The 26,792-nt window shown below is 40.8% G+C and carries 24 protein-coding genes; 19 read left to right on the forward strand and 5 right to left on the reverse strand.

Annotated elements, in window-relative coordinates:
- Positions 1–26: 26 nt before the first annotated feature.
- Positions 27–851, reverse strand: a complete 825-nt coding sequence (locus tag AC3AQ9_RS18825; RefSeq protein ID WP_488309028.1) for an STAS domain-containing protein — start codon at positions 849–851, stop codon at positions 27–29.
- A gap of 510 nt (positions 852–1,361) precedes the next feature.
- Between AC3AQ9_RS18825 and AC3AQ9_RS18830 the strand changes: the two genes are divergently transcribed.
- The 7 genes from AC3AQ9_RS18830 (at position 1,362) to AC3AQ9_RS18860 (ending at position 9,280) form a co-directional block, all read left to right on the forward strand.
- Positions 1,362–2,615, forward strand: coding sequence for an ABC transporter substrate-binding protein (locus AC3AQ9_RS18830; RefSeq protein WP_488309029.1), 1,254 nt, complete (start codon positions 1,362–1,364; stop codon positions 2,613–2,615).
- Between the two features lie 643 nt (positions 2,616–3,258).
- Complete coding sequence (locus AC3AQ9_RS18835) at positions 3,259–4,134, forward strand: carbohydrate ABC transporter permease (protein WP_488309030.1); 876 nt, start codon at positions 3,259–3,261, stop codon at positions 4,132–4,134.
- The gene (locus tag AC3AQ9_RS18840; RefSeq protein ID WP_488309031.1) at positions 4,134–4,970 is read left to right on the forward strand and encodes a carbohydrate ABC transporter permease; all 837 of its coding nucleotides are present in this window, start codon (positions 4,134–4,136) and stop codon (positions 4,968–4,970) included. Before AC3AQ9_RS18835 ends, AC3AQ9_RS18840 begins: the two co-directional genes overlap by 1 nt.
- Positions 4,971–5,015: 45 nt before the next feature.
- Positions 5,016–5,714: a YesL family protein gene (locus tag AC3AQ9_RS18845; protein WP_488309032.1), complete on the forward strand. Its 699-nt coding sequence runs from the start codon at positions 5,016–5,018 to the stop codon at positions 5,712–5,714.
- A gap of 46 nt (positions 5,715–5,760) precedes the next feature.
- Positions 5,761–6,444, forward strand: coding sequence for a beta-phosphoglucomutase (gene pgmB / locus AC3AQ9_RS18850; protein ID WP_488309033.1), 684 nt, complete (start codon positions 5,761–5,763; stop codon positions 6,442–6,444).
- Between the two features lie 60 nt (positions 6,445–6,504).
- A complete protein-coding gene (locus tag AC3AQ9_RS18855) occupies positions 6,505–8,796 on the forward strand; it encodes a glycoside hydrolase family 65 protein (protein ID WP_488309034.1) in 2,292 nt (763 codons plus the stop codon).
- Positions 8,797–9,091: 295 nt separating this feature from the next.
- Positions 9,092–9,280 carry a glycine zipper domain-containing protein gene (locus AC3AQ9_RS18860; protein WP_488309035.1) on the forward strand — a complete coding sequence of 63 codons (189 nt, stop codon included), beginning with the start codon at positions 9,092–9,094 and terminating at the stop codon, positions 9,278–9,280.
- Positions 9,281–9,409: 129 nt separating this feature from the next.
- Here AC3AQ9_RS18860 and AC3AQ9_RS18865 read toward each other — a convergent pair whose 3' ends face one another.
- The gene (locus AC3AQ9_RS18865; RefSeq protein WP_488309036.1) at positions 9,410–10,549 is read right to left on the reverse strand and encodes a CapA family protein; all 1,140 of its coding nucleotides are present in this window, start codon (positions 10,547–10,549) and stop codon (positions 9,410–9,412) included.
- A 482-nt stretch (positions 10,550–11,031) separates the two neighbouring features.
- Between AC3AQ9_RS18865 and AC3AQ9_RS18870 the strand changes: the two genes are divergently transcribed.
- From AC3AQ9_RS18870 to AC3AQ9_RS18890, 5 genes are all read left to right on the forward strand, one after another.
- Positions 11,032–11,991, forward strand: coding sequence for a thiamine pyrophosphate-dependent dehydrogenase E1 component subunit alpha (locus AC3AQ9_RS18870; protein WP_488309072.1), 960 nt, complete (start codon positions 11,032–11,034; stop codon positions 11,989–11,991).
- A gap of 21 nt (positions 11,992–12,012) precedes the next feature.
- On the forward strand, positions 12,013–13,035 hold the full coding sequence (locus AC3AQ9_RS18875; RefSeq protein ID WP_488309037.1) for an alpha-ketoacid dehydrogenase subunit beta: 1,023 nt from the start codon (positions 12,013–12,015) through the stop codon (positions 13,033–13,035).
- A gap of 22 nt (positions 13,036–13,057) precedes the next feature.
- Positions 13,058–14,575: a dihydrolipoamide acetyltransferase family protein gene (locus tag AC3AQ9_RS18880; protein WP_488309038.1), complete on the forward strand. Its 1,518-nt coding sequence runs from the start codon at positions 13,058–13,060 to the stop codon at positions 14,573–14,575.
- A 131-nt stretch (positions 14,576–14,706) separates the two neighbouring features.
- Positions 14,707–15,183: a DinB family protein gene (locus tag AC3AQ9_RS18885; protein WP_488309039.1), complete on the forward strand. Its 477-nt coding sequence runs from the start codon at positions 14,707–14,709 to the stop codon at positions 15,181–15,183.
- Between the two features lie 287 nt (positions 15,184–15,470).
- Entirely contained in the window at positions 15,471–15,905 is a 435-nt protein-coding gene (locus AC3AQ9_RS18890; protein ID WP_488309040.1) for an Hsp20/alpha crystallin family protein, read from the forward strand.
- Positions 15,906–16,012: 107 nt separating this feature from the next.
- On the opposite strand, the gene AC3AQ9_RS18895 is transcribed toward AC3AQ9_RS18890, so the two are convergent.
- Complete coding sequence (locus AC3AQ9_RS18895) at positions 16,013–17,020, reverse strand: GNAT family N-acetyltransferase (RefSeq protein WP_488309041.1); 1,008 nt, start codon at positions 17,018–17,020, stop codon at positions 16,013–16,015.
- Between the two features lie 683 nt (positions 17,021–17,703).
- Between AC3AQ9_RS18895 and AC3AQ9_RS18900 the strand changes: the two genes are divergently transcribed.
- The 7 genes from AC3AQ9_RS18900 to AC3AQ9_RS18930 all read left to right on the forward strand — a co-directional run bounded on the left by AC3AQ9_RS18900 (position 17,704) and on the right by AC3AQ9_RS18930 (position 24,296).
- On the forward strand, positions 17,704–18,390 hold the full coding sequence (locus AC3AQ9_RS18900) for a helix-turn-helix domain-containing protein (protein WP_488309042.1): 687 nt from the start codon (positions 17,704–17,706) through the stop codon (positions 18,388–18,390).
- A 461-nt stretch (positions 18,391–18,851) separates the two neighbouring features.
- A complete protein-coding gene (locus AC3AQ9_RS18905; protein WP_488309043.1) occupies positions 18,852–19,190 on the forward strand; it encodes a hypothetical protein in 339 nt (112 codons plus the stop codon).
- Positions 19,191–19,375: 185 nt separating this feature from the next.
- Complete coding sequence (locus tag AC3AQ9_RS18910; RefSeq protein ID WP_488309044.1) at positions 19,376–19,690, forward strand: hypothetical protein; 315 nt, start codon at positions 19,376–19,378, stop codon at positions 19,688–19,690.
- Between the two features lie 976 nt (positions 19,691–20,666).
- On the forward strand, positions 20,667–21,677 hold the full coding sequence (locus AC3AQ9_RS18915) for an SMI1/KNR4 family protein (protein WP_488309045.1): 1,011 nt from the start codon (positions 20,667–20,669) through the stop codon (positions 21,675–21,677).
- Between the two features lie 187 nt (positions 21,678–21,864).
- Positions 21,865–22,809, forward strand: a complete 945-nt coding sequence (locus AC3AQ9_RS18920) for a phosphoglycerate dehydrogenase (RefSeq protein WP_488309046.1) — start codon at positions 21,865–21,867, stop codon at positions 22,807–22,809.
- Positions 22,810–23,247: 438 nt separating this feature from the next.
- Positions 23,248–23,628: a hypothetical protein gene (locus tag AC3AQ9_RS18925; RefSeq protein WP_488309047.1), complete on the forward strand. Its 381-nt coding sequence runs from the start codon at positions 23,248–23,250 to the stop codon at positions 23,626–23,628.
- A 194-nt stretch (positions 23,629–23,822) separates the two neighbouring features.
- Positions 23,823–24,296, forward strand: coding sequence for an Ohr family peroxiredoxin (locus AC3AQ9_RS18930; protein ID WP_488309048.1), 474 nt, complete (start codon positions 23,823–23,825; stop codon positions 24,294–24,296).
- Positions 24,297–24,413: 117 nt separating this feature from the next.
- On the opposite strand, the gene AC3AQ9_RS18935 is transcribed toward AC3AQ9_RS18930, so the two are convergent.
- Together AC3AQ9_RS18935 and AC3AQ9_RS18940 are read right to left on the reverse strand one after the other, a co-directional pair.
- Positions 24,414–24,953 (reverse strand): hypothetical protein, encoded by a 540-nt coding sequence (locus AC3AQ9_RS18935; protein ID WP_488309049.1) that lies wholly within the window; start codon positions 24,951–24,953, stop codon positions 24,414–24,416.
- Between the two features lie 132 nt (positions 24,954–25,085).
- On the reverse strand, positions 25,086–26,573 hold the full coding sequence (locus tag AC3AQ9_RS18940) for a phytoene desaturase family protein (protein WP_488309050.1): 1,488 nt from the start codon (positions 26,571–26,573) through the stop codon (positions 25,086–25,088).
- Between the last annotated feature and the right edge of the window lie 219 nt (positions 26,574–26,792).

A 26,792-nucleotide genomic window follows, 5' to 3' on the forward strand; every position in this document is an offset into this window, starting at 1 on the left:
CTTAACTGGAGCTTGTATTTTCATAATCAGACGATCAAGTATTCTTTTAACGCTTGCTGAAGTGTGCCAAGCGTTTTTGTTTTTGGGTCAAACGATAAATCCAAATGAATCATCTTTCTGACAACTTCAGCCCGTAACCCCGTAATGACGGATCTGCAGCCCATCATGGCGGTGCCGTCGATGATTTTCATCAAGTGGTGGATGACTTCAGGTTCCATATCAGCGATACCCGACAAATCAATTATCAATGTCTGAATGCGGGATCTTCCGATTTCTGTCAAAACCTTTTCCTCCAGAATGTTAGTCCGGAAAGAGTCGACGGACCCTATTAGCGGCAAGATGCAGACCGATGCATTGATTGGGATGATTGGAACTGAAAGATTTTCAACCAGCTTGCGGTGAGCCAAAATTAACGAATCTTTATATGTAGAATAGTTTATGAAAAATGAGTTTAAGAACGTATCGATTCCGGAATTGAGTCCTTCTTCCAAACGGAAAAAGTCCAGAGGCATTTTGTTTTCCGAAGTCTGGCTGTATTGCTCGATAAATTTCCAGAGCGTCCGTCGAATTGCTTGAATCCATTCCAACTTGAAAGTTAAAGCAATCGAATGCGTTGCCCAAGCGATTCCTTCTTGCTTGGCAAATAGATTCAGTTTTTCTTCCTGGCCATTAATAATGTAAACAACTAACTTATGGGCATTTGAAATAAGATCAATATTTCCAATAGCCAGGATTTCATCGATTTTCTCTTTTACATTAACAGCTTCTGATAATAATTTCGCTTCAAACTCTTCTCTATTTTCTTCAAAAAAAATTTTTAATTCCTCAGCGTTCTGCAATGCTTTTATCAAGGCAGTTTCCTCTTTTCCATCGTTTTAATTAAAAATATAACTTAATTAAATCATATTGCTTTAAAAATTAGAAATTTAGTAATAGAACTCAAGCTGTCGTGAGGCTCTCGGCAGCCTTTTTCATTGCGCTTCATACAAAAGCTTTCTGCGGGCCGCGGCCTCAACAATCACTTTAAGTAAGCTCTTTATTTGAACGCTATGCTTTTCAAAGTGGGCAAAACTTGAAGATATTGACTATTCGGAATATTAAATTTATAATTACGGATGAATACGCTTTTAAGATGAAGCTATATGGGCTGAAATTATTCTAGATAAATTTTATATACATAAGGCAAAATCAGACGGCCATTGCTTGTACCCGCCAGTAAAAATGGCCCTATTCATCCAGAGAAGAACGGATCTGCACTATAGCCATATACAACAACTTCAACAAACTTGATTTTGGCTGTGATAAAACGGATTTTCGTTTTATTTACTATAGCAGTTCAAACTTTAAAAGGGGGAATTTGCATGAAGTTCCAAAAACATGTGTGGAGTGCTTTAATATTGGCGTTTGTGCTGCTAATTTTAGCTGCGTGCAGCGGAGGCAGCGAAGGAGGTAGTGAAGGAAGCGGAGGAGAATCAGGGGATACGGGCGGCCAAAAAATTACGGTTTTCAACCGGAAAGTTGAAATTTCAGATCAGCTGACCGCAATGGCTAAAGAATACACGGAAGAAACAGGCGTTGAAGTGGAAGTTCTCGGTACAACGGGAGATGACTATCTCCAGCAGCTGCAGATCCGGTTGAACAGCAACCAGGGCCCATCTATTTTTACGCTCCAAAATGAGACTGAAGCTGAACAATTAAAATCTTATGCTTACGATTTGAGCAATGAGGAATACGTGCAGCATATAGCACCCAATATGGAATTAAAAGTAGATGACAAAATAGTCGGTGTTCCATACGGTGTGGAAGGATTCGGGATTGTCTACAATAAAGACCTTGTAAAGCCGGAAGACATAGCCGACTATAAGTCTTTTGCCAGCACATTGGAAAAATTCAAAGGTGAAGGCATTAACGGTTTCGGACTTGCTCAAGATGCATATTTCTTGATCGGGCATATGAGCAATTATCCTTTCGCGTTCCAAGAAGACCATTTTGATTTTATTGATCGGTTGAATGCAGGAGAAGTGACTATGGCGGAAACACCTGAATTCCAGGAGTTTGGAAAATTCATGGAAACGATAAAAGCCAATACACCGAATCCTCTTAGCATCACATACGACCAGGAAATCGGTGATTTCGCATCAGGAAAAACTGCGATGATCCATCAAGGAAACTGGGCGTTCGGCATGCTTTCAGAATTTGATTTTGATTTTGAGATCGGGATGATGCCATTTCCGTTGATGGGCAATGATAAATTGGCAGTTGGCGTGGGCAATAACTGGGTGATCAATAGCCAAAAAGAAGAAGCGGAAATCCAGGCAGCAAATGACTTCTTAAATTGGATGGCTACCAGCGAAACAGGGCACCGGTACATTGTAGAAGAGTTCGGATTTGTTCCGGCTTTGACAAATATTGATGCAGGCGAATTGGATCCATTATCGCAAGCCGTTCTGGATGCCAGCAATAGCGGGGACACCATTCCTTGGGCCATCAACTACTACCCTGCTAATATCGTTCCAAACGATTTAACGCCGCTTGCCCAACAATTTTTCTCAGAAGATATGACGGGTGAAGAACTTATTGCAGGCATGGATGAAGCATGGAAAGGCGCTCAATAAGAATTAAATAAAACTGGATTTGGACACGCCTGTACAGGCGTGTCCACAGCTTGTTGAGAAAGTTAATTTTGTATTAGTGATCATCCCTTAACCGAAATTCCGCCAACTAGCTCTGCTTGTCGCGGGCGAGCGCCAAGCCGCTTCGTCGCTGCGCTAGCTTCGAGACATGAAAGGGCGTTGCAGGGTCTCGGCTGTCTCGTCGCTACGCTGCCCCGCGGGAGTAGTACGGGTTTCTCCGCTGGTTGGCTCCATATCTAGAAAGTAGGTAAAAACATTAGAGAGCTTTCCGAATCAGCTCCCTCTTGCAGAGAATCACTAAAGGTAACAAAAGGAAGCTGAATGCAGCGGAAGGTGGGCGACTCCTGCGGAAGCAGCGAAGCGACATGAGCTGAAGGCCCCACAGGAAAGGCATTGGCCGACGCCTGCGAGGGCAAGTCTTTGCGACGAAGCTAGCGCAGCGATGCAGGAGCAGTGTTTTCAGCGACGAGGAGACTGAAGCCATGTCCGCGGAAAGCGTCCCACCTGGAGCGAAATGAAAAAATTGCTAAGAGTTTCTCATCAGCATTTATGGGCACGCCTGTACAGGCGTGTCCACTATTCCTTTAAGTCCCTGTTTATCAATCACCAGAAAGAAGGGGTGGACGTGACAAAAAGAAGCAATATCAAATGGTTCGTATTATTCACTGTTCCCTTGCTCTTTATCTTTACGATCGTGGTAATTATCCCTTTTCTCATTGGCATCTATTATTCCTTTTTTGAATGGGACGGAATCGGGGCAAATCCGAAAGTTTTTGTAGGAATGGATAACTTCATCGAATTATGGGGAGATGAACAATTTCTCCGGTCGACTTGGTTGACGACTTTGTTTACTGTATTGTCGGTTATTACCATCAATATCATCGGACTCGCTTTCGCCATGCTGGTCACGTCCAGAGTTCGGTCTGCCAATGCGGCACGGACCTTGCTATTCATGCCCTATTTGATTGGCGGACTAATTTTAGGATACATTTGGCAATTCGTATTTTTGGACGTCTTTACTTTCTTTGGAGAAATCACCGAATTGGATCAAGTTTTCTTTAACTGGCTAGTTGATCCGGAGTTTGCTTTGTACAGCTTAGTTTTCGTCTTTACGTGGCAGATGGCTGGTTATATCATGATCATTTACATTGCGGGGATCCAAGCGATTCCAAATGATGTCATTGAAGCTTCCAAGATTGATGGAGCCAGTAAATGGCAGCGGTTTACGAGAATTACTCTGCCTTTGTTAATGCCTGCCCTAACCATCAGCTTATTTTTGACTCTTTCTTCCGCTTTTAAAATTTACGATGTTAATTTGTCGCTGACAGGCGGCGGACCGGCAAACGCCACTGAGCTATTTGCGATGAATATTTATCAGGAGATTTTCGGAAGCAGCAATTATGGCTTTGGCCAAGCGAAAGCCATTGTATTTTTCTTAATAGTAGCTGCCATTACGTTGACTCAAGTGTATATGACAAAAAAACGGGAGGTCGAGATGTAATGAGGAAAACCCTGGGTATCTTCAAAGCGGTTTTGCTGATTCTGCTTGCCCTTTTCTTCCTGTCCCCGATTTACATCATTTTTGTCAACTCGTTCAAAGATCGGCAGGAACTATACGATAATGCTTTATCCCTGCCAGAAAATTTCAGTTTTCAATACTATCTCGAAGCCATAGAGAAGATGAATTTTCTAAGCGCTCTTGGCAATTCTCTTTATATCACGATTGTTTCAGTTTTACTGATTGTGGTTTTCTCCTCAATGACCGCTTGGATGCTGGTCAGGACCGACAGTAGGCTAAGTACCATTATTTTCATGACTTTAATTGCAACAATGCTTATTCCTTTTCAGACATTGATGATGCCGCTCATGCAATTGATGAGTTCCATCACTGAAAACCTGAATATCCCTATGTATAACACCCGGGAAGGGCTGATTTTCATGAATATTGGTTTTCATGCCAGTCTTTCGGTCTTTCTTTATCATGGGTTCATCAAGTCTATCCCCATCACGCTAGAAGAAGCGGCTACCATAGACGGGGCTTCGAAATTCGGGGTTTTTTGGCGAATCATCTTTCCGATGCTGAAACCTATCACTGCTACCGTTATGATTTTGAACGTCATCAGTATTTGGAACGATTTTCTCTTGCCTTCTCTGACATTGATTGATACCAGCTTACGGACGATTCCTTTGTCGACATTCTTTTTCTTTGGTGAATTTACCATCCAGTGGAATTTAGCGATGGCAGGATTAACGTTAACCATTATCCCGGTGATCATCTTCTATGCAATGGCGCAAAAACACATTATTAAAGGAATAGGAGAAGGAGCAGTAAAGTAAGGGAGAAATTCAACTTAAGATTTATTGGCATAAGGGGGATTTGATATGCGTGATTTGCCTGGGTTAACGGGGACCTTATATGCATTTGCAGAATGGATCATGCGCTTTTCAACAGCAAATGTCTTATGGTTTATCGTTAATCTGCCTTTGATATTTGTTTTGCTCAGTGTTTATATGAATGGATTTGGTCCTGGGTTTGTGGTCTATTTACTGCCGCTTGTCTTACTGGTTCCAGCAGTGACAATGCCCAGTACCATTGCCTTATTTGCAACAGCCCGCGAATGGATCCTGCAAAAAGAGCAGCCTTCAATTACAAAAGCATATTTTATTTATATGAAAGCGAATTACCGCAAGAGCTTTATAGCTGGAGTGGTACTCTTGGCATTATGGATGATCTGGCTGGTCGATTTTTATTTTTTTAAGCAGGCAAACGAATTGATTGCATTGCTTTTTATGCTGATGGGGCTTTGTTTGTTTGTGTATACGCTTAATTTCTGTTCACTTAGTGTGCATTATCAAATGAAAACTCGAACTCTATTGAAAAATGCTTTCTTTGTCACGCTTGGAAATCCGCTATTGAGCTTATTCGTTCTGGTAAGCAATCTGTCTTTGTATTATGTAAGTTTCACAAGATTATTCTTCATGATTCCTCTATTTACAATGTCAATCAGTGCGTATCTGTCTTTTCTTGCTTTTTACCGTTTCTCTTTAAAGATGCAAAAAAGAGCAGAATCGTCAATTTGAGCGGCACAGTTCCGGAAGAAATAGATGCAAAGAGAGTAGGTTGGCCATGGGGAAATTTCCACAAGCTTTTGTCTATGATTTGGATGGCGTAATTACGGATACAGCAGAATTTCATTTTTTGGCTTGGAAGAAAGTTGCAAGTGAGCTCGGAATTCCGATTGACCGGCAATTTAATGAACAGCTTAAAGGAGTAGGCAGGATGGATTCACTGAATATGATTTTAAAACTGAATCCCTCTCGTTCTGAACTCTCAGAAAAAGAAAAACAGAAGTGGGCCAGCCGAAAAAATGAACATTATTTAGAGCTGATTGAAACCATAGACCCGTCACATATTCTTCCAGGCATTGAGGAACTGCTGAACGCCAATAAAGAAAAAAACATTAAAATTGCCCTCGGTTCAGCGAGCAAGAATGCTCGTCTTGTTCTGGAAAAACTCGGATTGACTGCTTATTTTGATTATATTGTAGATGCTGAAAAAGTGAAGAATGGGAAACCGGATCCCGAAACGTTCATAGTTGCCGCTGACGCTTTAGGAATCAACTATCCGGCATGCATTGGAATAGAAGATTCAGCAGCTGGAGTTGAAGCTATAAATGCGGCGAATATGTTTTCTGTTGGAGTAGGAGATGCTGCGCATCTTTTCAAGGCGGATTATCTGGTCAGCGATACTTCAAAATTAGTATTTGAAAAAATTATCGAGCGTTATCAGCAGATTAGCACTAAAAGTTGAGTGGATAACTGGCTTCCGGGTTCTTATACAATCTTAGGAAGCGACTGAGGAGTGAAACCGATGACCTGGAGACTGACAAAATGCGAATTGGATAACCATAATCTTTTGCTCGATGAGAGCGTTTTGTCCTTGGGAAATGGATATTTGGGAGTAAGAGGGAATTTCGAGGAAGGTTATCCTGAACCATTGAGCTCTATTCGGGGGACCTATATTAATGCATTTCATGATGAAACAGAGATTCAGTATGGTGAAAAATTGTATGGTTTTCCCGTGATGCAGCAAAAAATCCTCAATGTCATCGATGCCCAAATCGTCAAGATTTATCTGGATGATGAATTGTTTTCTTTGTTTGAAGGAGAAATCATTCACTTTGAACGAAGTTTACATATGGACGCTGGATTTGCAGAACGGATGATCCACTGGAGATCACCAAAAGGAAAAGAAGTGAAAATCCATTTCAGAAGACTTACTTCTTTCATTACAAGAGAATTGTTCGCAATTGCTGTTAACATAGAACCGATTGATGGCATCCATCATGTGAAGATTGTTTCAGCGGTTGAAGGAGAAGTCGCCAATTATGTGGATTTTCATGATCCGCGAGTGGCCTCAAGGCATGAAAAACGGCTTTATGTAATGGAAGCACAAAAAGAAGATGACTATAGTATTGTAAAAGACTTGACCTATGTTACTCAGCTTGAAGTAGCTTGTGTTACCGCGACGGACATCCAGGCAGAAAAATATTGGTACGAAAGCCAAAGGATTGGAGGGCGTGTTGAAGAAGTTTATGTATGTGAAGGAAAACGGACGATAGAATTTACTAAATATAATGTCTATACCGATACGCTTAGGCATGGGGTTGAAGTAGTGGAAGTAGGACGCATGATTCAGGATCGGCTGGAAGGAACAAGTTTTGAAGACTTGCTGATGGAACAAAGGCAATATATGGATCGGTTCTGGTTGCATTCTGATGTTGAAATTGACGGGGATGCTGCGCTCCAAGAAGGTATCCGCTTCAATCTATATCAGCTTCTGCAATCTGTCGGCAAGGATCCCCACAGCAATATTTCGGCGAAAGGGCTGTCAGGTGAAGGTTACGAAGGACATTATTTTTGGGACACGGAAATCTACATGTTTCCTGTGTTCCTGATGACCAATCCGGAAATCGCTAAAAATCTTCTTCTATACCGGCATTCCATTTTGGACAGTGCCCGAGCCAGAGCCACAGTACTTGGGCATAGGAAAGGGGCATTATTTCCTTGGCGGACGATCGATGGTCCTGAAAGTTCGGCTTTCTTTCCAGCAGGCACTGCCCAATACCATATCAGTGCTGACATCGCTTATAGTTATATCCAGTATTATTTGGTCACAAAAGATGAGGCATTTCTAAAAGACTTTGGGGCCGAAGTGTTATTCGAAACTGCACGGTTGTGGATAGATACTGGGCATATGGACAAGGGGCTGTTCAAAATAGATAGCGTCACTGGCCCCGATGAATATACTTGCATCGTTAACAATAATTATTATACAAATGTGATGGCCAAACATAATCTGTTGTGGGCAGCGCGTGTATACGAGCAGATTAAAGAAACCGATGAAACGCATTTCCACAAACTCAGTGAGCAATTGCAGGTGACAGAAGAAGAAGTGAAAGAATGGCAAGAAGCAGGAGAAAAGATGTTTCTTCCATATAATGAAACTCATAAAATCAATGCACAAGATGATAGTTTTTTACAAAAAGCTCGTTGGGATTTGGATAATACACCGCCGCATAAATTTCCGATGCTGCTGAATTATCATCCGCTCACTCTTTACAGATACCAAGTATGCAAGCAAGCAGATACTGTTCTTGCACATTTTCTGCTGGAAGATGAACAGGATTTTGAAACGATAAAAAATTCCTATGATTATTACGAACAAATCACAACTCATGATTCCTCTCTGTCTTATTGCATATTCAGCATCATGGCTTCAAAACTGGGATATAAGGAAAAAGCTTATCGGTATTTCCAGGAAACAGCCCGCTTGGATTTGGATAATAGCCATGGCAATACAAAAGATGGTCTTCACATGGCGAATATGGGAGGGTCATGGCTCACGATCGTCTATGGATTTGCAGGTTTACGGGTAAAAGAAGATGGCTTGCATTTAGCTCCAGCGCTTCCTGATCAATGGGATTCTTTCGCTTTTCATTTTCAATTTCATAACCGGTTAATTCATATGCGTATTGAAAGGGACTCCGTCAGCTATCACTTGATTGAAGGGGAAAACGTAACCATATTTCATCGTAATGAACCAATTGAACTGGGGACAAAAAAAGAAGTGAAAGTACAGCAATATGAAAAACGGCATTAAGGAAAAAGAGGATTGCTCTTCACTCGATTAGTGAAAGCGATCCTCTTGTATTTTCAGGCTTGTTTGGCTGCCTTTTTTAAAATTCAGTTAGATTCAAGTGATTCTCTAAAAGCAGTTTCATAGCAGTGTTCAACAGGTATATAGTGTTGTAATTAATGTCTGCTTCGGTTAAGGCCAAGCAGGGTTTAGCTCCTATCTTTTGGCCATGGTTGAACACCATTTAAATAAATGATAGATCAGCTTGTTTCCAGGTATTCCATCCATTTCTAATTAAGAATAGAAAGGAAGAGGCATAATGGCTACTGATCCTAACGATAAAAAAAAGGAAAAGACCCCCTTCATAGGTATTGGCATTGCTTTAGGTGTTTTGATCGGCGCAATTCTCGGCATGATTTTTGGCAATGTGGCAGTTGGACTCGGATTTGGCATTGCCATCGGTTGTGCAAGCGGAGTGGCGCTGGAGCAAAACCGGATAAAGGTTTAAAGGCGAAAAAAGGAAAGACGCCGCATTCAATCGCTTGAATTGAATGCGGCGTCTTTCTGTGCAGCCTGATTTAACGGGAAGTGGTTCAACTAAGGTGAGAATAAAGAATTCAGTGATTGGAGCTGCTTTTTATTCATCGAATGCAAGGTCTTTTACCCAAAGAGATAAATGCTTTTTGGTCATTTGATTTGCAGCTGGATTGACATTCTTCAATAATTTAACCTTATAGTTTTTCTGGTTTTGGCTTTCCACATAGGTAGGTGTAAAAGAAGGCTCTTTCAAGATGATAGTTGTCGAATTGGCATCCATTGTTTTTTCAGCATGGATATGGAGAATTCCTCCGATCTGTCTTTCCAACCCTTCTTGGCCGGTAAGGAAATTGCCTAAAGAATAAATGGCAAAACTTCTCCTTCCATCCATGGTTTCAATCCATTCAGCAGGCTGAAGAACATGGGGATGGTGTCCGAGAATAAGATCGGCACCTTGTTTGGCAGCAAAATGTGCCAACTCTTTTTGTTCATCGGTTGGCATTGTTTCGTACTCGTTTCCGAAATGCAGACTTAGTACCACTACATCGGATAGGGCCTTTGCTTTTATCAAGTCTGTTTTCATCTTGGTTTTATCGATTCGATTGAGCAGATATTCTTTTCCTTTAGGAGTCGGGATGCCGTTTGTTCCATACGTATAAGAAAGAAAAGAGAAGACAATGCCATTCTTTGTGATGGTTGGAATCATATTGCGTTCTTCTAGAGATGCAGATGCGCCGGTATGTGTAATCCCTATTTTATCCCAGTACTTCAGCGCACTGATAATCGCTTTTTCCCCTCTGTCGAGCGTGTGATTATTTGCCATTGAGACAACATCAATTCCTGCATTTTTCATGGCATCTGCCACTTCAAAAGGACTGTTGAACGAAGGGTAAGTGGATAATCCCACTTCACTTCCTCCGACAATGCTTTCGGAATTAGCGATGGTGATATCAGATTGTTCGAGAAAAGATTTTACTTCGGCCAGCATCGGATTGAAATCATAACCATTTTCAGTTTCGGCATCCCGATAAAGCCGCTCATGAACCAAAATATCGCCGACTGCTGATAAGGAAGCTTCACTTGTCTTAATAAGTTTAGAAGGAATAACAGCTATCGGAGCATTTCTTTTTTCAAAATCAGCGATTTTTGCCGGGGGAGCTTTTGACTCGGAAAAACAACCGGACAACAGTAGGGCTAGTAGTATGAAGGGCAGGATGGCAAGTTTTTGGTTCTTTTTCATTGGCAGCACCCCTGAGATTAAAAATGTTTTATCGTAAGAATTGGAAAAGGAATAGAATGGCCGAATAGTTTATTTACTGATATCCTACTATAAATTTTTTAGAATAAATAGTCTTTTTGTAACGCATTAAAAGATATTCCTTTTGAAATTTTGATAATTAAGTAAAGACTTAAAGAAAGTAATTTTAAAGTTTAATAAAATCGGTCCTATAACTAAAAAAACTTAACAGCAGCCATGTAAAAGGACATGAATAAATTATTTTTAAATTTATTCAAATTTATTATGAAAAATTAGCAAGAAACCATAATTGTTAAATTTGACGGAATATTGACAATTAACAGAAAAAATATAGTATTAATATTAGTTACACTTTGTAAGTTAGTTTCCAGCAATTGCAAGGCTCACGATTTCGAAAAGGAGGAAAAATAGTGACTACTTTCGAGGAAAAACAGCCTGCCGTGTCCGTGGAAAAACTGAAGTGGATGTACGAACATATGGTGAAAAGCCGGTATTACGAAGACCAGATGGTGGAAGTGTATACCGAAGGAAAGTCGCCTGTATTCAATATCGGTGCAGGGCCGGTCCCTGGCGAGATGCATTTATCAACCGGTCAAGAGCCAGCTGCAGCAGGCATTTGCGTGCATTTGACCAAAGACGATACAGTGACGGCACCGCACCGTCCGCATCACCATGCCATCGCAAAAGGCGTTGATTTAAAAAAGATGACTGCCGAGATTTTTGGCAAGGAAGCAGGGCTTGGAAAAGGCAAAGGCGGTCATATGCATTTGTTTGATCCGGACGTTAAATTTTCCTGTGGCGGAATTGTTGCCGCTGGAATTCCCCATGCAGCTGGTGCGGCGCTTGCCAGTAAAATGCAAGGCAGGGATTGGGTAGCCGTAGCCTTTATTGGTGAAGGAGCTGCCAACGCTGGTGCTTTCCATGAATCGCTGAATCTGGCAGCTTTGTGGAATTTGCCGCTTATTGTAGTAGTTGAAGATAACTCTTATGGCATTTCCGTCCCGAAAGCCTCCTCAACTGCCGTAGCTTCGAATGATTTGCGGGCAGCCGCATATGGCATTGCCGGAGCTTATGTAAAAGACAATGACCCGATTGCGATGTATAAAGCTTCAGAAGAAGCGGTTGCAAGAGCGCGTGCCGGACAAGGACCAACAATTATTGAGATTGAGACCCATCGCTATCTAGGCCATTTCCAGGGAGACCCGGAATTGTACCGTGACAAAGCGGAAGTTCCTGGATTGCGTCAATTAGATCCGATTTTGAAACTGCGGAAAATGCTTGCAGAAGCAGAAGAGGTTACAGAAAAGGAAATCGAGAAAATTGAAAAACAGGCCAAGCAAGAAGTGGATGAAGCATATCAATTCGCAAGAGACAGCAACTATCCTGAACCCGAATCAGCGTTAAAAGATGTTTTCACATCTTAAAATGGAAGGGGCGCATTCAGAATGGAGACAGCGAAAAAACGGATTTTAACAGGAAATAAAGCGATGGCTGAAGCGATTGCACTTGAAATGGAAAGAGATCCGAATGTTTTTGTACTGGGAGAAGATATTGGAAACTATGGCGGCATTTTTGGATCGACACAAGGATTGATTGAAAAATTTGGCCAACAGCGTGTATTGGATACGCCTATTTCTGAAACGGCATTTATTGGCGCCGCCATTGGGGCAGCAGCAGAAGGGATGCGGCCGATTGCAGAATTGATGTTCGTCGACTTTTTTGGCGTTTGTATGGATCAGATATACAATCATATGGCGAAAATCCCTTATATGTCTGGTGGCAATGTCCGCTTGCCAATGGTGCTTATGACGGCGGTAGGTGGCGGCTATAACGATGCAGCGCAGCATTCCCAAACGCTTTATGCCACATTCGGGCATTTGCCAGGCATGAAAGTGGTAGCTCCTTCCACTCCATATGATTTGAAAGGCATGATGATTTCGGCCATCCGTGACGACAATCCGGTCCTGTTCATGTTCCATAAATCACTGCAGGGGTTGGGATGGATGGAACAGCTGGATGCATCTGCCGAACATGTTCCAGAAGAAGCCTATACAGTGCCGCTTGATAAAGCGAAAGTTGTGAGGGAAGGAAGCGATGTCACCATTGTGGGCATTCAAATGATGACTCATTACGCTATGGAAGCGGCGGAAAGACTGGCAAAAGAAGGGATTGAGGCGGAAGTCATCGATTTACGTTCAATCGCTCCGATTGATAAAGAAACGATTATCCAGTCGGTCAAAAAAACGCATCGTCTATTCGTTGTTGACGAAGATTACCAATCCTATGGCATGACAGCCGAAGTGACAGCAATAGTAGCGGAAGAAGTATTTTACGATTTGGAAGCTCCGCCTCGGCGTCTGGCCAATCCGGATGTGCCGGTTCCATACAGCCGTCCGCTTGAAGATTTTGTGATTCCAAACGCGGCCAAGATTTTTGAACAAGTAAAAGCATTAGTGAACGAAGGATAACGGGAAAACAGGAGGCGTTGGGATGATTGAAGTGAAATTACCTAAAATAAGGGAGGATGTCGACGAAAGCTTAGTGGTCATCTGGTTCGTTTCCGAAGGGGATACAGTGAAAGAAGGGGACCCTTTGCTTGAAATACAAACAGAAAAAGAAGTATCGGAAATAGAAGCAGCAACCAGTGGGACTATTAAGGAAATTGTTTTTAAAAGAGGAGATTCAGCAAAAGTCGGGGAGGTGCTGGCTACGATTGATCCAGCGGAAAAAACTCAGGGAACTAAGCCAGAAGAGCAAAGAATGGTAGAAAAAGTGGAACCGAAAAAAAATGTGGAACCAGAAAACCAGCAGCCCGAAGAGCAGAAAATGACAGAGAAAGTGGATAAGCAGGAAACGGCTTCTGAACAAAAAGAGCCGGCAAAAGCGATGCGTTTGGCTCCAGGACTCCGAAAGCTTGCACGCGAACTGAACGTTCCGCTCGAGTCTGTAGCAGGAACGGGAAGAAACGGCAAAATCACAGAAAAGGATATCCGCAGAGTAGCCGGTCAAACCGAAGTGATAGAAGCGGCTGCGAAAGCGGATGAATCAAATGAAGCACTAGAAGATAAATCTGCAACAGGCAAGCAGGATGAAGAAAGGCCAGAAGAAGAAACGGCTAAGGAAGAAGTGATGCAAGAAGAAACAATAAAGAAAGAACAGGAAGAGCCGTTGAAAAAAACCTCAACAGAAGAACAAGCGGCAGAAGAGCAGGAGCACAATGAAGAATCGATGATTGCAGAAACATCCGATGAACAAACTGAGGCAAGTGATGATAAAGGCGATGAAAACCAGCTAATCGACGCTATTCCGTTTTCAGGTATACGGGGAGTCATCGCCAGACGGATGACAGAAAGCCTTCAAAACAGTGCTCAGCTTACAGAAACGGCTTGGGCGGATGTTACAAAGCTTGAAACTAGAAAAGGCAAGTCAACAGAAGAAGTGGGCTGGACAGCTCTAGTTGCAAAAGCTGTGGCACAGACCTTAAAGGAGCATCCGGATTTAAATGCTCATATCAAAGGTAATCAAATGATTCCTAATCCAGAAATCAATTTAGGTTTTGCGGTTGATTCAAAAAATGGTCTGCAAGTAGCCGTTCTTCATAATGCGGACCAACAATCAGCGGCCGAACTGCATAATCGATTAGCTGAACTTGCTGAAAAGGCAAGAGACGGCAAATTATCAAGTCAGGAAAGCACCGGCAGCACTTTTACAATCACCAGTCTTGGTGCGTATCGGATCCAATTTTTCACACCGATTATCAACCCGCCAGAAGCAGCTATTCTTGGAATTGGACAAATTGAAAAACACCTTGTAATGGAGGATGGCAAGGTACAGGAAAGAAAACGGCTGCCGTTAAGCCTGACGATAGACCACCGGGCCGTTGATGGTGCACCGGCTGCTAAATTTCTTGGAGATTTGATCGATGTGCTGGAAAAACCAAAACGTTTCTTGAAAGAGGAGAAAAAGAAAGAAGAGAAGGAAAGAAAAAAGAAAAAGAAAAATTCTTAAAAAATAGGAAATAAAGAAAAACACTTCGTAAATGAAGCAAATACTTATATGAACTGCAATGGAAGCGAGCCGTCCTCATAAATCAATTGATTAGAGGGCGGCTATTATGGATTAATGAAGGAGGAAGGTATATGGCCAATGAATTTTTGCAAAAAGGAGTGCGCGGAACCAGTGCGCATGTGGATGCAGCTGCAGTATTTGAAGGGCTGGACTGGCAGAAAGCTGGTGAAAAGCCCGAACAGTGTCCACATTCGGTGTGGCAGCTGTTATGCCATATGAATTTTTGGCAGGATTTTATGCTGGCGTATTTGAAGGGAGAAGCACCAAGAAATCCAGAACATGCAGCTGAAACTTGGCCGGAACAAACAATGCCATCCAGTGAACAAGAGTGGAATAGTGAAATTGCAAAGTTTTCCGCTGGGTTGGAACAGGCAGAATTGGAAGCATCCAAAGACTTTTCGGAGGAAGGATTTGGCGGGAAAAGAAGGACACGGGCAGATTTGTTGATGGTCATTATTAATCACAATAGCTACCATGCCGGACAGGCTGTCCTTGTGCGGCGGATGATAGATGCATGGCCGCCTCCTTCAGGAGGAGAAACGTGGTGAAATCGAAGAAAATACTCAGGCTAAAACTTGCCGTTCTATTGAATCCTAAAAAAGCTAAAACGCTTAATGCTGATGAATTGACAAAAACATCATATTTATTATAATCCATGGTGAAGAGGTCTATTCACCATGCTTTTCGATAAGTTAGAAAAATCGTGTTAGAGATATGTGATGCTGGAGAAGGACAGCCGCTTAAAACTTGCTAGTGCTCGCCTTATTTCCTTGCCATTTCTGATTATGTCTTGCAGCAGTTGATTTCCAAAACGTGAAAAGGAGTGGAGATTGCCGTGGCTAGGCTCAGACCGAAAAGAAGAAATGAGTTTTTCCCCAGCCTTTTTGAAAGTACAGTGGAAACGGATGTTTTCAACAAGTTTTTTGGAGAAACCCATTATCCTCAAGTGGATATTAAAGAAAAAAATGATCTTTATGAGCTGCAAGTAGATTTGCCTGGATTTGCTAGAGACGACATCGAAGTAGAATACCGGGACGGTTATTTGGAAATCCGGGGCAAGAAAGAACGGGAAGTGGAATCAGATGAACAAAACGAGCGTTATATCCGGAAAGAGCGCATATATGGCTCTTTTCGACGTAGTTTTTATATCGGGGAAATTGACGAAGAGCATGTGTCTGCTGCTTTTCAAAACGGGGTTTTAACGCTTAACGTACCAAAATCACATGACTTGCATAACGACCATGTTGGGCACCGTATACCCATCGAGTAAAAAGAAAATCATATATAAAAGGCAGTTTGGAAATTATTCCAGACTGCCTTTTTTGTTTCGCTATTATCAAGCTTTAATAGCAAGTCAAACTTCTGTATCCAACCTCTTCATACTTTTTTAAATTCATAAGACAGATTGGAGCGGTAAGCAGGGAAAAAATCAGAATAGGCATCGACTCCAACTTCTTTGCAAAGCTGGTGATAAATTTCTTTGTTCCAAATTTGTTTGCCGATATGGAACTTGAATGATGTGTTTTTTCCAAATTGTCTCTTTAGTAAATATAAGGAATCATCTGGTGCATTTGTTCTCCCTCCGCCTTCATGAATCAATTCCATGCCATTTTCTTTTCCCCAAACTGCCAGCGCATAGCGCAGCACAAATGCCGGTGAGAGATACTGGAATTCCCGAAGCGTACCCGATAAATGGATATGTATTGTTTTTTCATAAATGAAATTCAAAGACATCCCAATTATTTGATCACCATAACTTACTTCTGTTAATAGCAGGTTCGAAGAGAACTGTTCAAGAAGATTCTCGAAATAAGCATCGTCGAAATAATAGTAATGATCGGCCTGATTGCGGTCCATGGTGCTGTAGTAAATAGCTTTGAATTCTACCAGACTGGCAGGGGCCGGTTTGACGGTGAATTTCACACCCGCCTCCAAAGCTTGCCGAATGCATTTTCGTTTCGACCTGGAGTATTCATTTTGCACGGGATCTGCATAGTCCTTCAAATTGGTTCCGACAGTGTTGCGCAGATAAACCACGTCATAACAGCTAGTGAAGTCTTTGGCATTGCCAAGCAATGGATGAAATCGGACAAATTCACTGATGATGTGATTTTGTTCACAATAATACTGAAAGGCATTCTTAAAATTATCCACCAATTGCTTTTTATCACTTTCTTGGCAATCGGTAATTACTGGACCACCATATCCATAAGGAGTCACCAAATCATAATATGATCGGCCTGAAATTTGCTGAGGAATCTCACGTTTAATGAATATATGGTTTACTGTACCGAGGTTGCCTCTAAAAGAAAAAGTTTCACATTTTCCTCTCTCAATTTTTTCGTAAAGGCGTCCGTAATTTTCTTCGAAATAAATATCCCTCACTTTACTTCACCTCTGTCCTTATAGAATGAAAAGATTAAATAATCAGTTTATTTTATTATATATTTATTATTACCAATTAACTAGTAATTTTATAAGAAAATTTTCTTAAGAACCTTAAAAACTTTAACTAGAGGAAAATTACAGATTGCAAAGAAATGGCGAATACTAGGGAAATTATCGGAAATACACTGAACACATTCCATCCAGTAAAAGAGCCCATTGTTTGTTTCACTTTGAAATATTTTGCCAGCGCCAACTTGCATTTGTTTTTTTGTGCTTTTTTACACAAAATTTATTTCAAGCAAACAGCGCGGTCAATCTTGAAACAGGGTCTTAAGTGGTTCAGACCTAGTAAAAAAGTTTCACTAAAACAGCAAATGGGATTTATCGTCCGTAGTATTTGCAAAATGGGCTTTCTATAATGGTTGATAAGATGTTTTCTGTTCCCTCAATTGCACATTGTAAGGCAGGTGTGGACCGGAATTTTTAAATGGTCAAGGACCTTTGATTTGTCAGTTGAACATTAAAAGACACCAAGGTCTGAATGCTCAAGTTCAAGAAAAGGAAGGTGTAATCCAACAGTTAGCTGATTATTGATTTTAAATAAAATTAATTTTTTTGTAGTTTTCGAAATAATGGAGTTTTATAATGAATAAAAAGAATCGAAGACAAGGGGAACTCCATTGGAAATATTAAAAGATTTTGGGAGCCGAATAAAAGAATTGCGTTTAAAAGCTGGCATCACGCAAGAGTCATTAGCTATCCGAGCTGACTTGGACCGGTCTTATGTAGGGGCAGTTGAAAGAGGTGAGAAAAATTTATCTTTACTGAATATCGAAAAATTATCGAATGCCCTCGATGTGAATTTGTCATACCTTTTCGAGCATGAACGATTTATGCCGCGCTCGGCCTTTTTAAAAAGAGAATTGAAAAAACCATTGCATAGCCGTTTCGCCTACGATATTGACTTAGTTCAGCAAGTTATCTCATGGAAAATAACAGGTCCATTAAGTGAAGGGGATGTGCGGAGAATCGAGCAAAACGTTAAAAGCCTGGCATTGTTATTGAACAAAGGGGAAATTAAAATACTGATTGACAACCAAGCCATGGTCTTTGAAGGAGAGCCTTTTGTCTTTAGCCCTGAAGTAAACGATGTGTGGGAAGAATTGCTGATTTGGCTATTGCCTTATATGAAGAAAGTTGTCGTTCTATGCAATTCGACATTCATGGAAAATCAATTGAACCGGCTAGCTAAAAGAAGTGGAATTTCAGAGATCGCCAAGACGATTTTCAGCGAAGATTTGGAAGCCAACTCAAAAGAAGCCCTTGCCTTTTTAAATATTAAAGAAAATCGGATTTTAAATCGGTGAACACTCTGAAGTGAGCTGCAGCCATGATTTGATTTCGATAAGTCTAAATGCCCGTATCAAATTTAAGCATTCTCTTTTGAAAAAAGTAATTATATGGGAAAAATGATGTATTTTTAACTGAAGAAATAAATAATTATAAATTTTCTGACACAAGAGGAGGTTTATGCGGTACTATTTATTTATGCAAAAAAACAGAAGCCCTAAGAATGCTATATATACCTTGGCCATGTTCCCGACTTTATAGTGAAGTGTTTAAAATAACTCTTTTCCAGCTGAAAGTTACTGCGTGAAAAAATTGAAAACTGTTACTGAATCTAGAGGTTGTTTAGGTAGTTGCCTTATCATAGCATTCCTTATATGTGAAACAGTTACATACATTTTGCTTCAGAATAATTTTTTTAAATAAATTTTTTCTTCTTGTTGCCTAGCCAAGCCGACACTTTGAGAAGGAGATGGGACTTATGCCTTGCAATCAGCCCTTATCTGCAGAAAATGTAAAGTATACTTTTACGCGCGTGAAAGACACACACGAGGAGGACGGCCAAAAATTCATCACTTTATTTGGCAGACTAACCATTCAAAATTCTATTGAATCGAAAAGTGCATGGGTAGAAATCGAAGAAGTAAAATGGGATTTGGCATCGACTAAATTAAAAAGCATGCCTGATGCTATGTTCCTCTACGATGTATCCGAAAGCATTTTTCAGGAGTTGATGCGGATTGCTGAGACTTCCCATCAAAATCTGTATACTTTAACGCCCGTATACACATCAAAGGAATTTAAACGATTAGGGTTCTAAATAGCAAGTACAAACAAGCAGTGCTGTCTTAAAGACGGGGCTGTTTTTTCTAGGCAGAAAAGCAATAGAAAGTACATATATTTTATGAAGTGGATTTTAAGATTTCATTTATTCTAAAAAACAGTATAATGTATCTAATTATATAAGTGCATGGCATATCGTTTAAACAAGCAGAGGTGTTGGCTGTGGGAGAGTCTATTATTGGATTTCTTTTTGAAATACTATTGGGCATAATAGAAGGCATTGTGGAAACGATGCTTTTTTTCTATATCCCGTCGTCAAAACTCGAAAGGAATATAGAGAGATTAAGTAAAATGGAATGGTTTGCAGAAATGGAGAAGGATTTTCGTTATAACTACATTATATGGAATGACGGAAAAGTAAAACGATTTTTAATAAGGTCCAAAAACGTAGAGCTTTTGCTCAATGATGGCAAAGAGCAGATACAGTTTATTGAACTTGTAAAAAGCAAACATCTTAAGTTTATCTCAAGATCTTGAAAATAAAATCACCGCTTAGAAATTCTATCAATAGATTGAAAAGTGCGGAAAATGCTAAATGCTACATTCGCTCGTATAAAGCAAAAAACTGAAAACGCAGTTAAAAGAAGCCGTCCAAAAATCTTGATTTATTTGATGTCAGATGGTTTTTATTCAACAAAATTCACATTCTTCAGTTTCACTGAGGGCTGTGATTTTTTATTTTCTTCTTAAATAAAGGAAAGACTTTTACATTATAGAATTAATTGAAGAAGGGAACCAACCAGAACAATCCCTAAAGCAAAAGATACAAAGCTGCTCTTTTTCTGTTCCGGCAGTTCATCATTCATGACTGATTGTCAGTTCGCTGGAATGCGTTGTTACATTTAAAAACCAGCCAAAGAAGACAGAAAAGGCTAAGATCCAGCGGCCAGCTTTTATATATAAATTTTCACGCCGCCAATGCAGCATTTGGTTATTGCAATAAAGTGAAAGAAAAAAACGATAAAGTAAATGGCATATGCCGCGATATTGTCACCGCTTAAATAAGGGAGTAAACGTTCAAGCCATCTTGGCAGCTTCGCCGCCTCTACTACTTCTTGGTAATGGGTCAATTCCGGCACTAGGTGGAGAAAAACGTAGGCAATAGATCCACCGGAAAGCAGTGACATGAGCACGTTTTTTCAGGAGCATCAAGGAACCTGACATTCTTTGCACAAAGATGAACAAGTACAAAGCCGATAATGAAAAAAATGCTTGGCAGAAGCAAAACAATCACCCTTGTCTCAAAGTATGAACCGTGCTTTTAACGAATGCATAGCCGCTTTAAGCAGTTTGGTTTATCAAGTAGCATAAAAAAATTGGAATTTGCAAAAGAAAAAGGAGATGATTACGATACTCAAAGGCTATTCCTCGCTAAAGAGGGGTATGGAATAGGAATATTAAAAATGATATTCACTGTTTGGCCAGGAAAGCCGAAGCAGAAAGGAGAAAATCCATGTATGAAAAAGGATGGGAGCTATTGTATTTTAAAGAATCCGCTTTGTTATTTTCGGATCATTCCAGTATTCAACTGCAGGATGGTATGCCAAACCCGTTTCAAAACAGTGATGATAACATCGCACGATCAAATCAAATTGAATTGGTTCATCCAATAAACAAGCAGCCCCATACATTTGAATTGAAGGAATATGAACATGAAGGGCAAATAGTCCGTTATGCAATGGCTGAAATGCTGGAGGCGGGGCTTATCTATAAATGTGTCTGGTGGAAGATAGAATCGGTTGACGAGTACCGCAATAAAGAAAAACCATCTGAAGTAATCGAATTGGAACATCAATTCGGGATTTATCATTCTGTTCCAGGAATGAAAGAGTTTTTAGCCTGGTATAGGGATATGGCGTTCATTGAGATTTGGCAAGAGTACCATGAATTTTTGAAAGAGAAATTTGGTGAGTTGCTCGTGCCTTTAGTGCCTGGCAATGCCGAAGCTGACATTACGACGGTTTTTGAGTTATATGGAGCTGAATCGATTGAGGATTTTGTGTCGCTGTACCGGTACTGCAATGGCAATGATTTAGAACATTGGATGGAAATAGTAGAAGCCGGCATGCCAGCGTATGCCCATATTACGGGATATCCATTAATGGGTTTAAACGACATCTTTGTTGAAGTCGAAGATGTGGTGAAGGAACCTGGACGAAAGGAAGAGGTTCAATCCATACCTGAAGGATTTGTAAAAGATAATTTTATGCTCTCCCAAAAGATACCGATTTACCGGGACGGAGGAGGGAACTTTATCGCCATTGATTTAGATCCTGGGGCTGAAGGGCAGTATGGACAGGTAATTGAAGTCGATTATAAATACAATGATCGAGCAGTATTGGCAGGAAGCCTTAAAGAATATATCACCATTTTATATTATTTTGTGAAAGAACTTGGCGTTATTTACAACGGAGAAGGTTTTGAAGGAGAAAAGCCGATATCCGCCTATATAGTAAGAGGCTGAAAACAAGCATCGGTTAAAAAAGAACCGGTGCTTTTTACAATGAAAAAGAACATAACGGTACCGATTGGATATGCAATTTTTTTGGATTTTATATTTTCTATGAATTTCGTATGCCGCTGTAGTATGTTTAATGGGAAGCGGATTTTTTAAAGAGTATAAATAGAAATTTATAAGTTGGAGGGATTCTATGAATATACTGCTCATGCTGCGGGAGGCATTTTACGGAGCTGATCCGAATTTAATTGATGAATTGAAGAAAATCGGTGAAGTAAAAGTACTTTATACCGATAAAGGGATTGATAAAGCAGAGCTGAAAAAAGAAGTAGAAAACACGGATATCATTCTCGTGAATATTGTCAAAATCGATAGGGAAATAATGGATGCAGCACCGAATCTGAAGTACATTGTCAAATTTGGTGCGGGTGTAGATAATATTGACGTAGGTTATGCGCATCAAAAAGGGATTAGAGTTACAAGCGCACCCGGATTGAATGCCCAGGCAGTGGCAGATCATGCTTTCGGTTTAATGTTGTCGGCAGCTCGGGATATCCCGGCAAAAGACAAAGAAGTGAAGTCCGGCCATTGGGATACAACCATGGGGTTTGAAATTTATAAAAAAAATCTGGGAATCGTTGGTTTCGGTGCGATTGGGAAAGCCTTAGCCAAGCGGGCCATGGGATTTGACATGAAGACCATCGTTTATGGAAATTATAAAGATTATGAATTAGCTGAAAAACTCAATGCCAAATACGTAGACCGGGACCAGTTATTTAAGGAAGCAGATTACATTGTCATCGCCACATCGCTGACAGAAAAAAATAGGCATTTTGTCAATAAGGAAACGCTGTCGTTAATGAAACCTACTGCTTTTTTAATCAATATTTCACGCGGACAATTGGTTAATGAGCAAGATTTAATCGATGCCTTAAAAAATCATCAGATTAAAGGGGCGGCCCTTGATGTTTTTGAAAAAGAACCGCCTGACAGTGAATTGCCTCTGTTAGAGAATGTCGTTGCCACACCTCATGTTGGAGGAGCCAGTTTTGAAGCGGTAACCCGGATCAGCAATGTATCGATTTCCAATATAAAAAAATTGCTGAATGGCGAACAGCTTGACTATGAAGTTCTTTGAATGAATAACTAGGAATAAAGAACCTTTCCAACAACGGGGAAGCCTTTCTATAATGGTTCTCGAAAAAAGTGGGCGAAGAGTTTTGTGGGTGTTTGGTTTATGCATATTTTTTGCATATTCTATGTATAATAAAAAGAGCTTTTGATGAACGAACATTCATCGGAAGCTCTTTTTATTGTGAATTTTTTAACAATCTCCTTCGTAACTGCAATTAAATTGGCCTTTATCAACATTCGTTTTCATTTTAAAGGGGTTTTAAATAAAAGTTGAAGTTTATTTAATATTTATTCTGTAAAGGGAATAAAAAAAGAAGGAATTAAAAGTGGTTTTATAGAAATATATACGTAATTTAAATGCTTCGATTTATATCCGAAGAAGCTTTTGGACATAATCGGAAACATCGAAATACCTATGAATAAAAAAGAGGGGGGAAAGAAGATGTTGATCAATTTTAATGAAGATCATGTCGCCGCTTTGGTTTTTGGAGAAGTTCAGGTGCTTTTTGAAGAAATGAAAGAGTTCAGCCGGCTATATGGCCCAAATAGGGAAGATCTTGAAGAAGATGATGAAGCGGTATTATTGTTGGTCGGCATCGACTTGCTCGCTCCTAACAGCCTGGGATCTTATATCGAAGCGATTAAGCTGGTTTATTATTATCTGTCGGAATATTGCTGGCAGGAAAATCCAGCTCTTGAAGAAAAATGTGGAGAACTGATGGATCGGGCAAAAGAAATCTTGCCAGCTGAAAAACGCCATCGGCGATCAATCCGCAAGTGGATACTGCAACTGGACGAGAAAATCTTACGGGCGTTTGTTTGAAAATAAGAATAAATTCAAAAAGAGCCTGGAAATTTTACCGGCTCTTTTTTCTTTGCTTGGTGGCTTTGGAAGCAAAAAATTACAATTGAAAAGGATGGGATGTAACTCTCAATTCTGTAAGCCAATTGGTAGAAAACAGGCATTAATAAGAGTATACTGTCGGTGAAATTAAATCCAGAAAGGAGATTTTGGCAATGGACGATTCGCGGCTCTTGCATCGATCGGTTGCTGCAATCACTATTGATGGGCCAGGTGGAGAAAGTTATTTGGAAGATGGGGCTTTTTCAGCAGCCGTCGATATGCCAAAAGAACTCGGAGGGACAGGACCAGCAACAGTTTTTAATCCAGGACGCTTTCTGGCATTGGGGTATAGTTCAAGTTTCAGTTTTATTCTGGCTAAAATTATGCAGGAGAAAGGAGTCGTAGGCAGAACACAAGTGGGTTGCCAAGTTTCTCTGCTAACCGATCCAGTGGACGAAGGATTTAATAAAATCGCAGTGGATTTAGAAGTTGCAATCGAAGGGCTGAACGAAAAAGAAGTGCAGGAACTGGCGGATGAGACTCATGTACATTGTCCGGTATCCAAAGCTGTACGAGGGAATATAGACGTGACTGTCAAAGCAGTATCTTATGAAGAAAAAGAGAAGCCGGTGACATCCGGAGATTGAGATCCAAGTTAATCATGCACATAAAAAAGCGCCTGACGCACTCCGCTCAAGCGCTTTTTTCAATTGAATTATTTACATCTTACTTCATCAATTATTACCTGCATAAACAGCAAAGTTTTAAGTTTTCTTTAAAGTTTTGATAGCGCGGAAAAGCCAGTATACGTACCCAGCCATCAACCCGTATCCGATTAGAATAATAAGTAATGGGACATATTCCGGAACAGTTCCTGAATCAGTCGACATTCCCGCCAAAAACAGAGGCATGATCGGAATCATAACGGCACCAGGGCCAGCACTGATCAAGAGCAGGGCCCCTGGAGCGATTACTAGCCATGGCCAGATTGGTTTCTTGTCCGGCACTTTTTCCGTTGACAAGAGAGAAGGCACTTCTTCAGAAAGCAAAGGCTTTTCTTTCTTTTGCTTTGCTGCTGATTTTATTTCTTGTTTTGCCCACTTCATCATTCGTAAAGCAATCGCGATAAAACCTATGGCAATCAACAGCAGAAAGACGGAAACAAAACTGAATTCCTCTGGCCTCCAAATTGGAAGGATGGCGGTCATAAAAATAATCGGCATCATAGATACGAGAAAGAAAGCTCCGATTATCAGGGCAAACCACGCTATTAACGGAAATCGAGTGGATGGCGGCTGCGTCATTTCGTTTTTCCCCTTTAGTAATAATGAAATTTTTATTTCATTATATGACAGTTGAAAACGGAAAGGAATTCTCTTTAGAAAAATTTTAGGAAAAATGATTCATGGACAATGTCCTAAGAGGAGAAGATAAATTCAATCTATCAAGCGTTTTCCTGTTATCGAACGAGCGGCATGAATCCCACTTGTTGCTACACCGATTGTACCGGCGCCAGGGAAGATATGATCACCGCAGACATAAAGGCTTGGAAGGCCGGATCGGTGTGAAATGGCATTGAAGAGAGCAGTGTCTAAAGTTTGCGGAAACCCTCCCACGTAGCCGTTTGGGCGTCCTGCAAAGCGCTCCCATGCTTTCGGAGCACCAGTTTCAAAATGGATAATAGCTTCTTTGAAATTAGGCACGACTTTCTCAATTGAATGGAGTATTCGATTTGTAACTGCTTCACGGGTAGCTTCATATTTTTCTTGAGTATCCCAATGGTGTACTTGTGAATGAGTGGAGATTGTTACTGTTTGAATTCCGAGAGGGGCACGAAGCAAGTCTCCAGGGCGTGATGCTGACATGAAAAAATGTTCCCCTTCAGCCAGACTGGCTCCTGCTTCAGTTGCAATTTGCCTGAATAGCGGTAAGGGTGCGCCGAGTTTCGAAGAATCAACAGCGATGTATAAAGCCAGTGTTGTCCAGGTAGGGGTGTTCAGGCCTTCACGCAATGGCTTTTTTAATTGTCCAATCGAATCCAGCGGCAAAATCTTTGGCAGTTGCTGAATGGGTATATTCAAAATGACATGCGTTGATTTATATTGATGGCCGCGATGATCCGTTGCCAGCCACTTGCCATCCATGCGCTGAAGTTTAACAAGAGTCCGTCGCTTTTTCAATGTACCTCCGTTTTCAGTCAAGCTTTGGCCCATTAATTCGGCATAGCGATATAGCCCGCCGGGAACATAGTATGCCCCTTCATGATAGATATCAAGCGCGAGTGCAGAAAGCAGATACATGGCCTTTTCACTATCGGTCTGCATACTGTCCATCAGCAGAACATCAATCATCTGGCGGAAAGTTGAGAGATGGCTTAAACCATGGCGCTTTAACCTATGCTCAAGAGTTTGGTTGAAATAAGGCAATAGCTTGATATGATGGGGACGAAGAGAAGTAGTCAGAAAAGCCCATTCTTTCACTGTCGAAGGAGGAAGTACAGGAAGCGGCCCCATTAGTGTCCGTACAATTGAAGCGGTTGTAAAAATTTCCTTATAAAAAGCTTGTATTTGTTGTTTATACTGCGGGAACTGTAGAATAATTTGTTCGACATGGCGATTGCGGTCTCTTAAAAAAACAAACGTGGCTTCCGGATGAACCATTTCCATGACCGTATCAAGGGGCTCAAGCGGAAACGGTTTTTCCAAATAACGAAACACCCGCTCAAGAATTCCGTTTTCTTCAAGCCCCATTCCGAGAGTTGCCCCTACCGGAAAAAGAAACTTATTGCGCGTGAATTTGCCGGCACAGCCACCCAGTTCAGAAGATGCTTCAAGGAGCGTTACATTCATGCCATGCTTCGACAATAATGATGCAGCTGTTAATCCGCCAATTCCTGCACCGACAACCAATACATCCTGATTCATCTTCAGCCCCCCTTTTTATCTATTATCTTGAAAGACTACCTTATGATGCAAGTTTGATATCAGAATCGAACAGAAAGACAGGGAAGAGTTCATTTGGTGAGCATAAAAGAACGAAAAAGACAGTGCAAATAAATTTTGCGCAAATAATTTAAATTTATAAATTTATGAAAAAAACATTTGCGCCTGTGACGGTATCATGGCAGAATGTATGAAAGGGTT

Source organism: Planococcus sp. VCh962, assembly GCF_057748275.1.

Bases quoted from the DNA above. Each gene is read 5' to 3' on its own strand.
- AC3AQ9_RS18845 (WP_488309032.1), top strand. From the start codon at position 5,016: ATGCGTGATTTGCCTGGGTTAACGGGGACCTTATATGCATTTGCAGAA.
- pgmB (WP_488309033.1), top strand. From the start codon at position 5,761: ATGGGGAAATTTCCACAAGCTTTTGTCTATGATTTGGATGGCGTAATT.
- AC3AQ9_RS18875 (WP_488309037.1), top strand. From the start codon at position 12,013: ATGGAGACAGCGAAAAAACGGATTTTAACAGGAAATAAAGCGATGGCT.
- AC3AQ9_RS18880 (WP_488309038.1), top strand. From the start codon at position 13,058: ATGATTGAAGTGAAATTACCTAAAATAAGGGAGGATGTCGACGAAAGC.
- AC3AQ9_RS18830 (WP_488309029.1), top strand. From the start codon at position 1,362: ATGAAGTTCCAAAAACATGTGTGGAGTGCTTTAATATTGGCGTTTGTG.
- AC3AQ9_RS18925 (WP_488309047.1), top strand. From the start codon at position 23,248: ATGTTGATCAATTTTAATGAAGATCATGTCGCCGCTTTGGTTTTTGGA.
- AC3AQ9_RS18860 (WP_488309035.1), top strand. From the start codon at position 9,092: ATGGCTACTGATCCTAACGATAAAAAAAAGGAAAAGACCCCCTTCATA.
- AC3AQ9_RS18930 (WP_488309048.1), top strand. From the start codon at position 23,823: ATGGACGATTCGCGGCTCTTGCATCGATCGGTTGCTGCAATCACTATT.
- AC3AQ9_RS18885 (WP_488309039.1), top strand. From the start codon at position 14,707: ATGGCCAATGAATTTTTGCAAAAAGGAGTGCGCGGAACCAGTGCGCAT.
- AC3AQ9_RS18855 (WP_488309034.1), top strand. From the start codon at position 6,505: ATGACCTGGAGACTGACAAAATGCGAATTGGATAACCATAATCTTTTG.
- AC3AQ9_RS18870 (WP_488309072.1), top strand. From the start codon at position 11,032: ATGTACGAACATATGGTGAAAAGCCGGTATTACGAAGACCAGATGGTG.
- AC3AQ9_RS18905 (WP_488309043.1), top strand. From the start codon at position 18,852: ATGCCTTGCAATCAGCCCTTATCTGCAGAAAATGTAAAGTATACTTTT.
- AC3AQ9_RS18940 (WP_488309050.1), bottom strand. From the start codon at position 26,573: ATGAATCAGGATGTATTGGTTGTCGGTGCAGGAATTGGCGGATTAACA.
- AC3AQ9_RS18840 (WP_488309031.1), top strand. From the start codon at position 4,134: ATGAGGAAAACCCTGGGTATCTTCAAAGCGGTTTTGCTGATTCTGCTT.
- AC3AQ9_RS18935 (WP_488309049.1), bottom strand. From the start codon at position 24,953: ATGACGCAGCCGCCATCCACTCGATTTCCGTTAATAGCGTGGTTTGCC.
- AC3AQ9_RS18920 (WP_488309046.1), top strand. From the start codon at position 21,865: ATGAATATACTGCTCATGCTGCGGGAGGCATTTTACGGAGCTGATCCG.
- AC3AQ9_RS18865 (WP_488309036.1), bottom strand. From the start codon at position 10,549: ATGAAAAAGAACCAAAAACTTGCCATCCTGCCCTTCATACTACTAGCC.
- AC3AQ9_RS18915 (WP_488309045.1), top strand. From the start codon at position 20,667: ATGTATGAAAAAGGATGGGAGCTATTGTATTTTAAAGAATCCGCTTTG.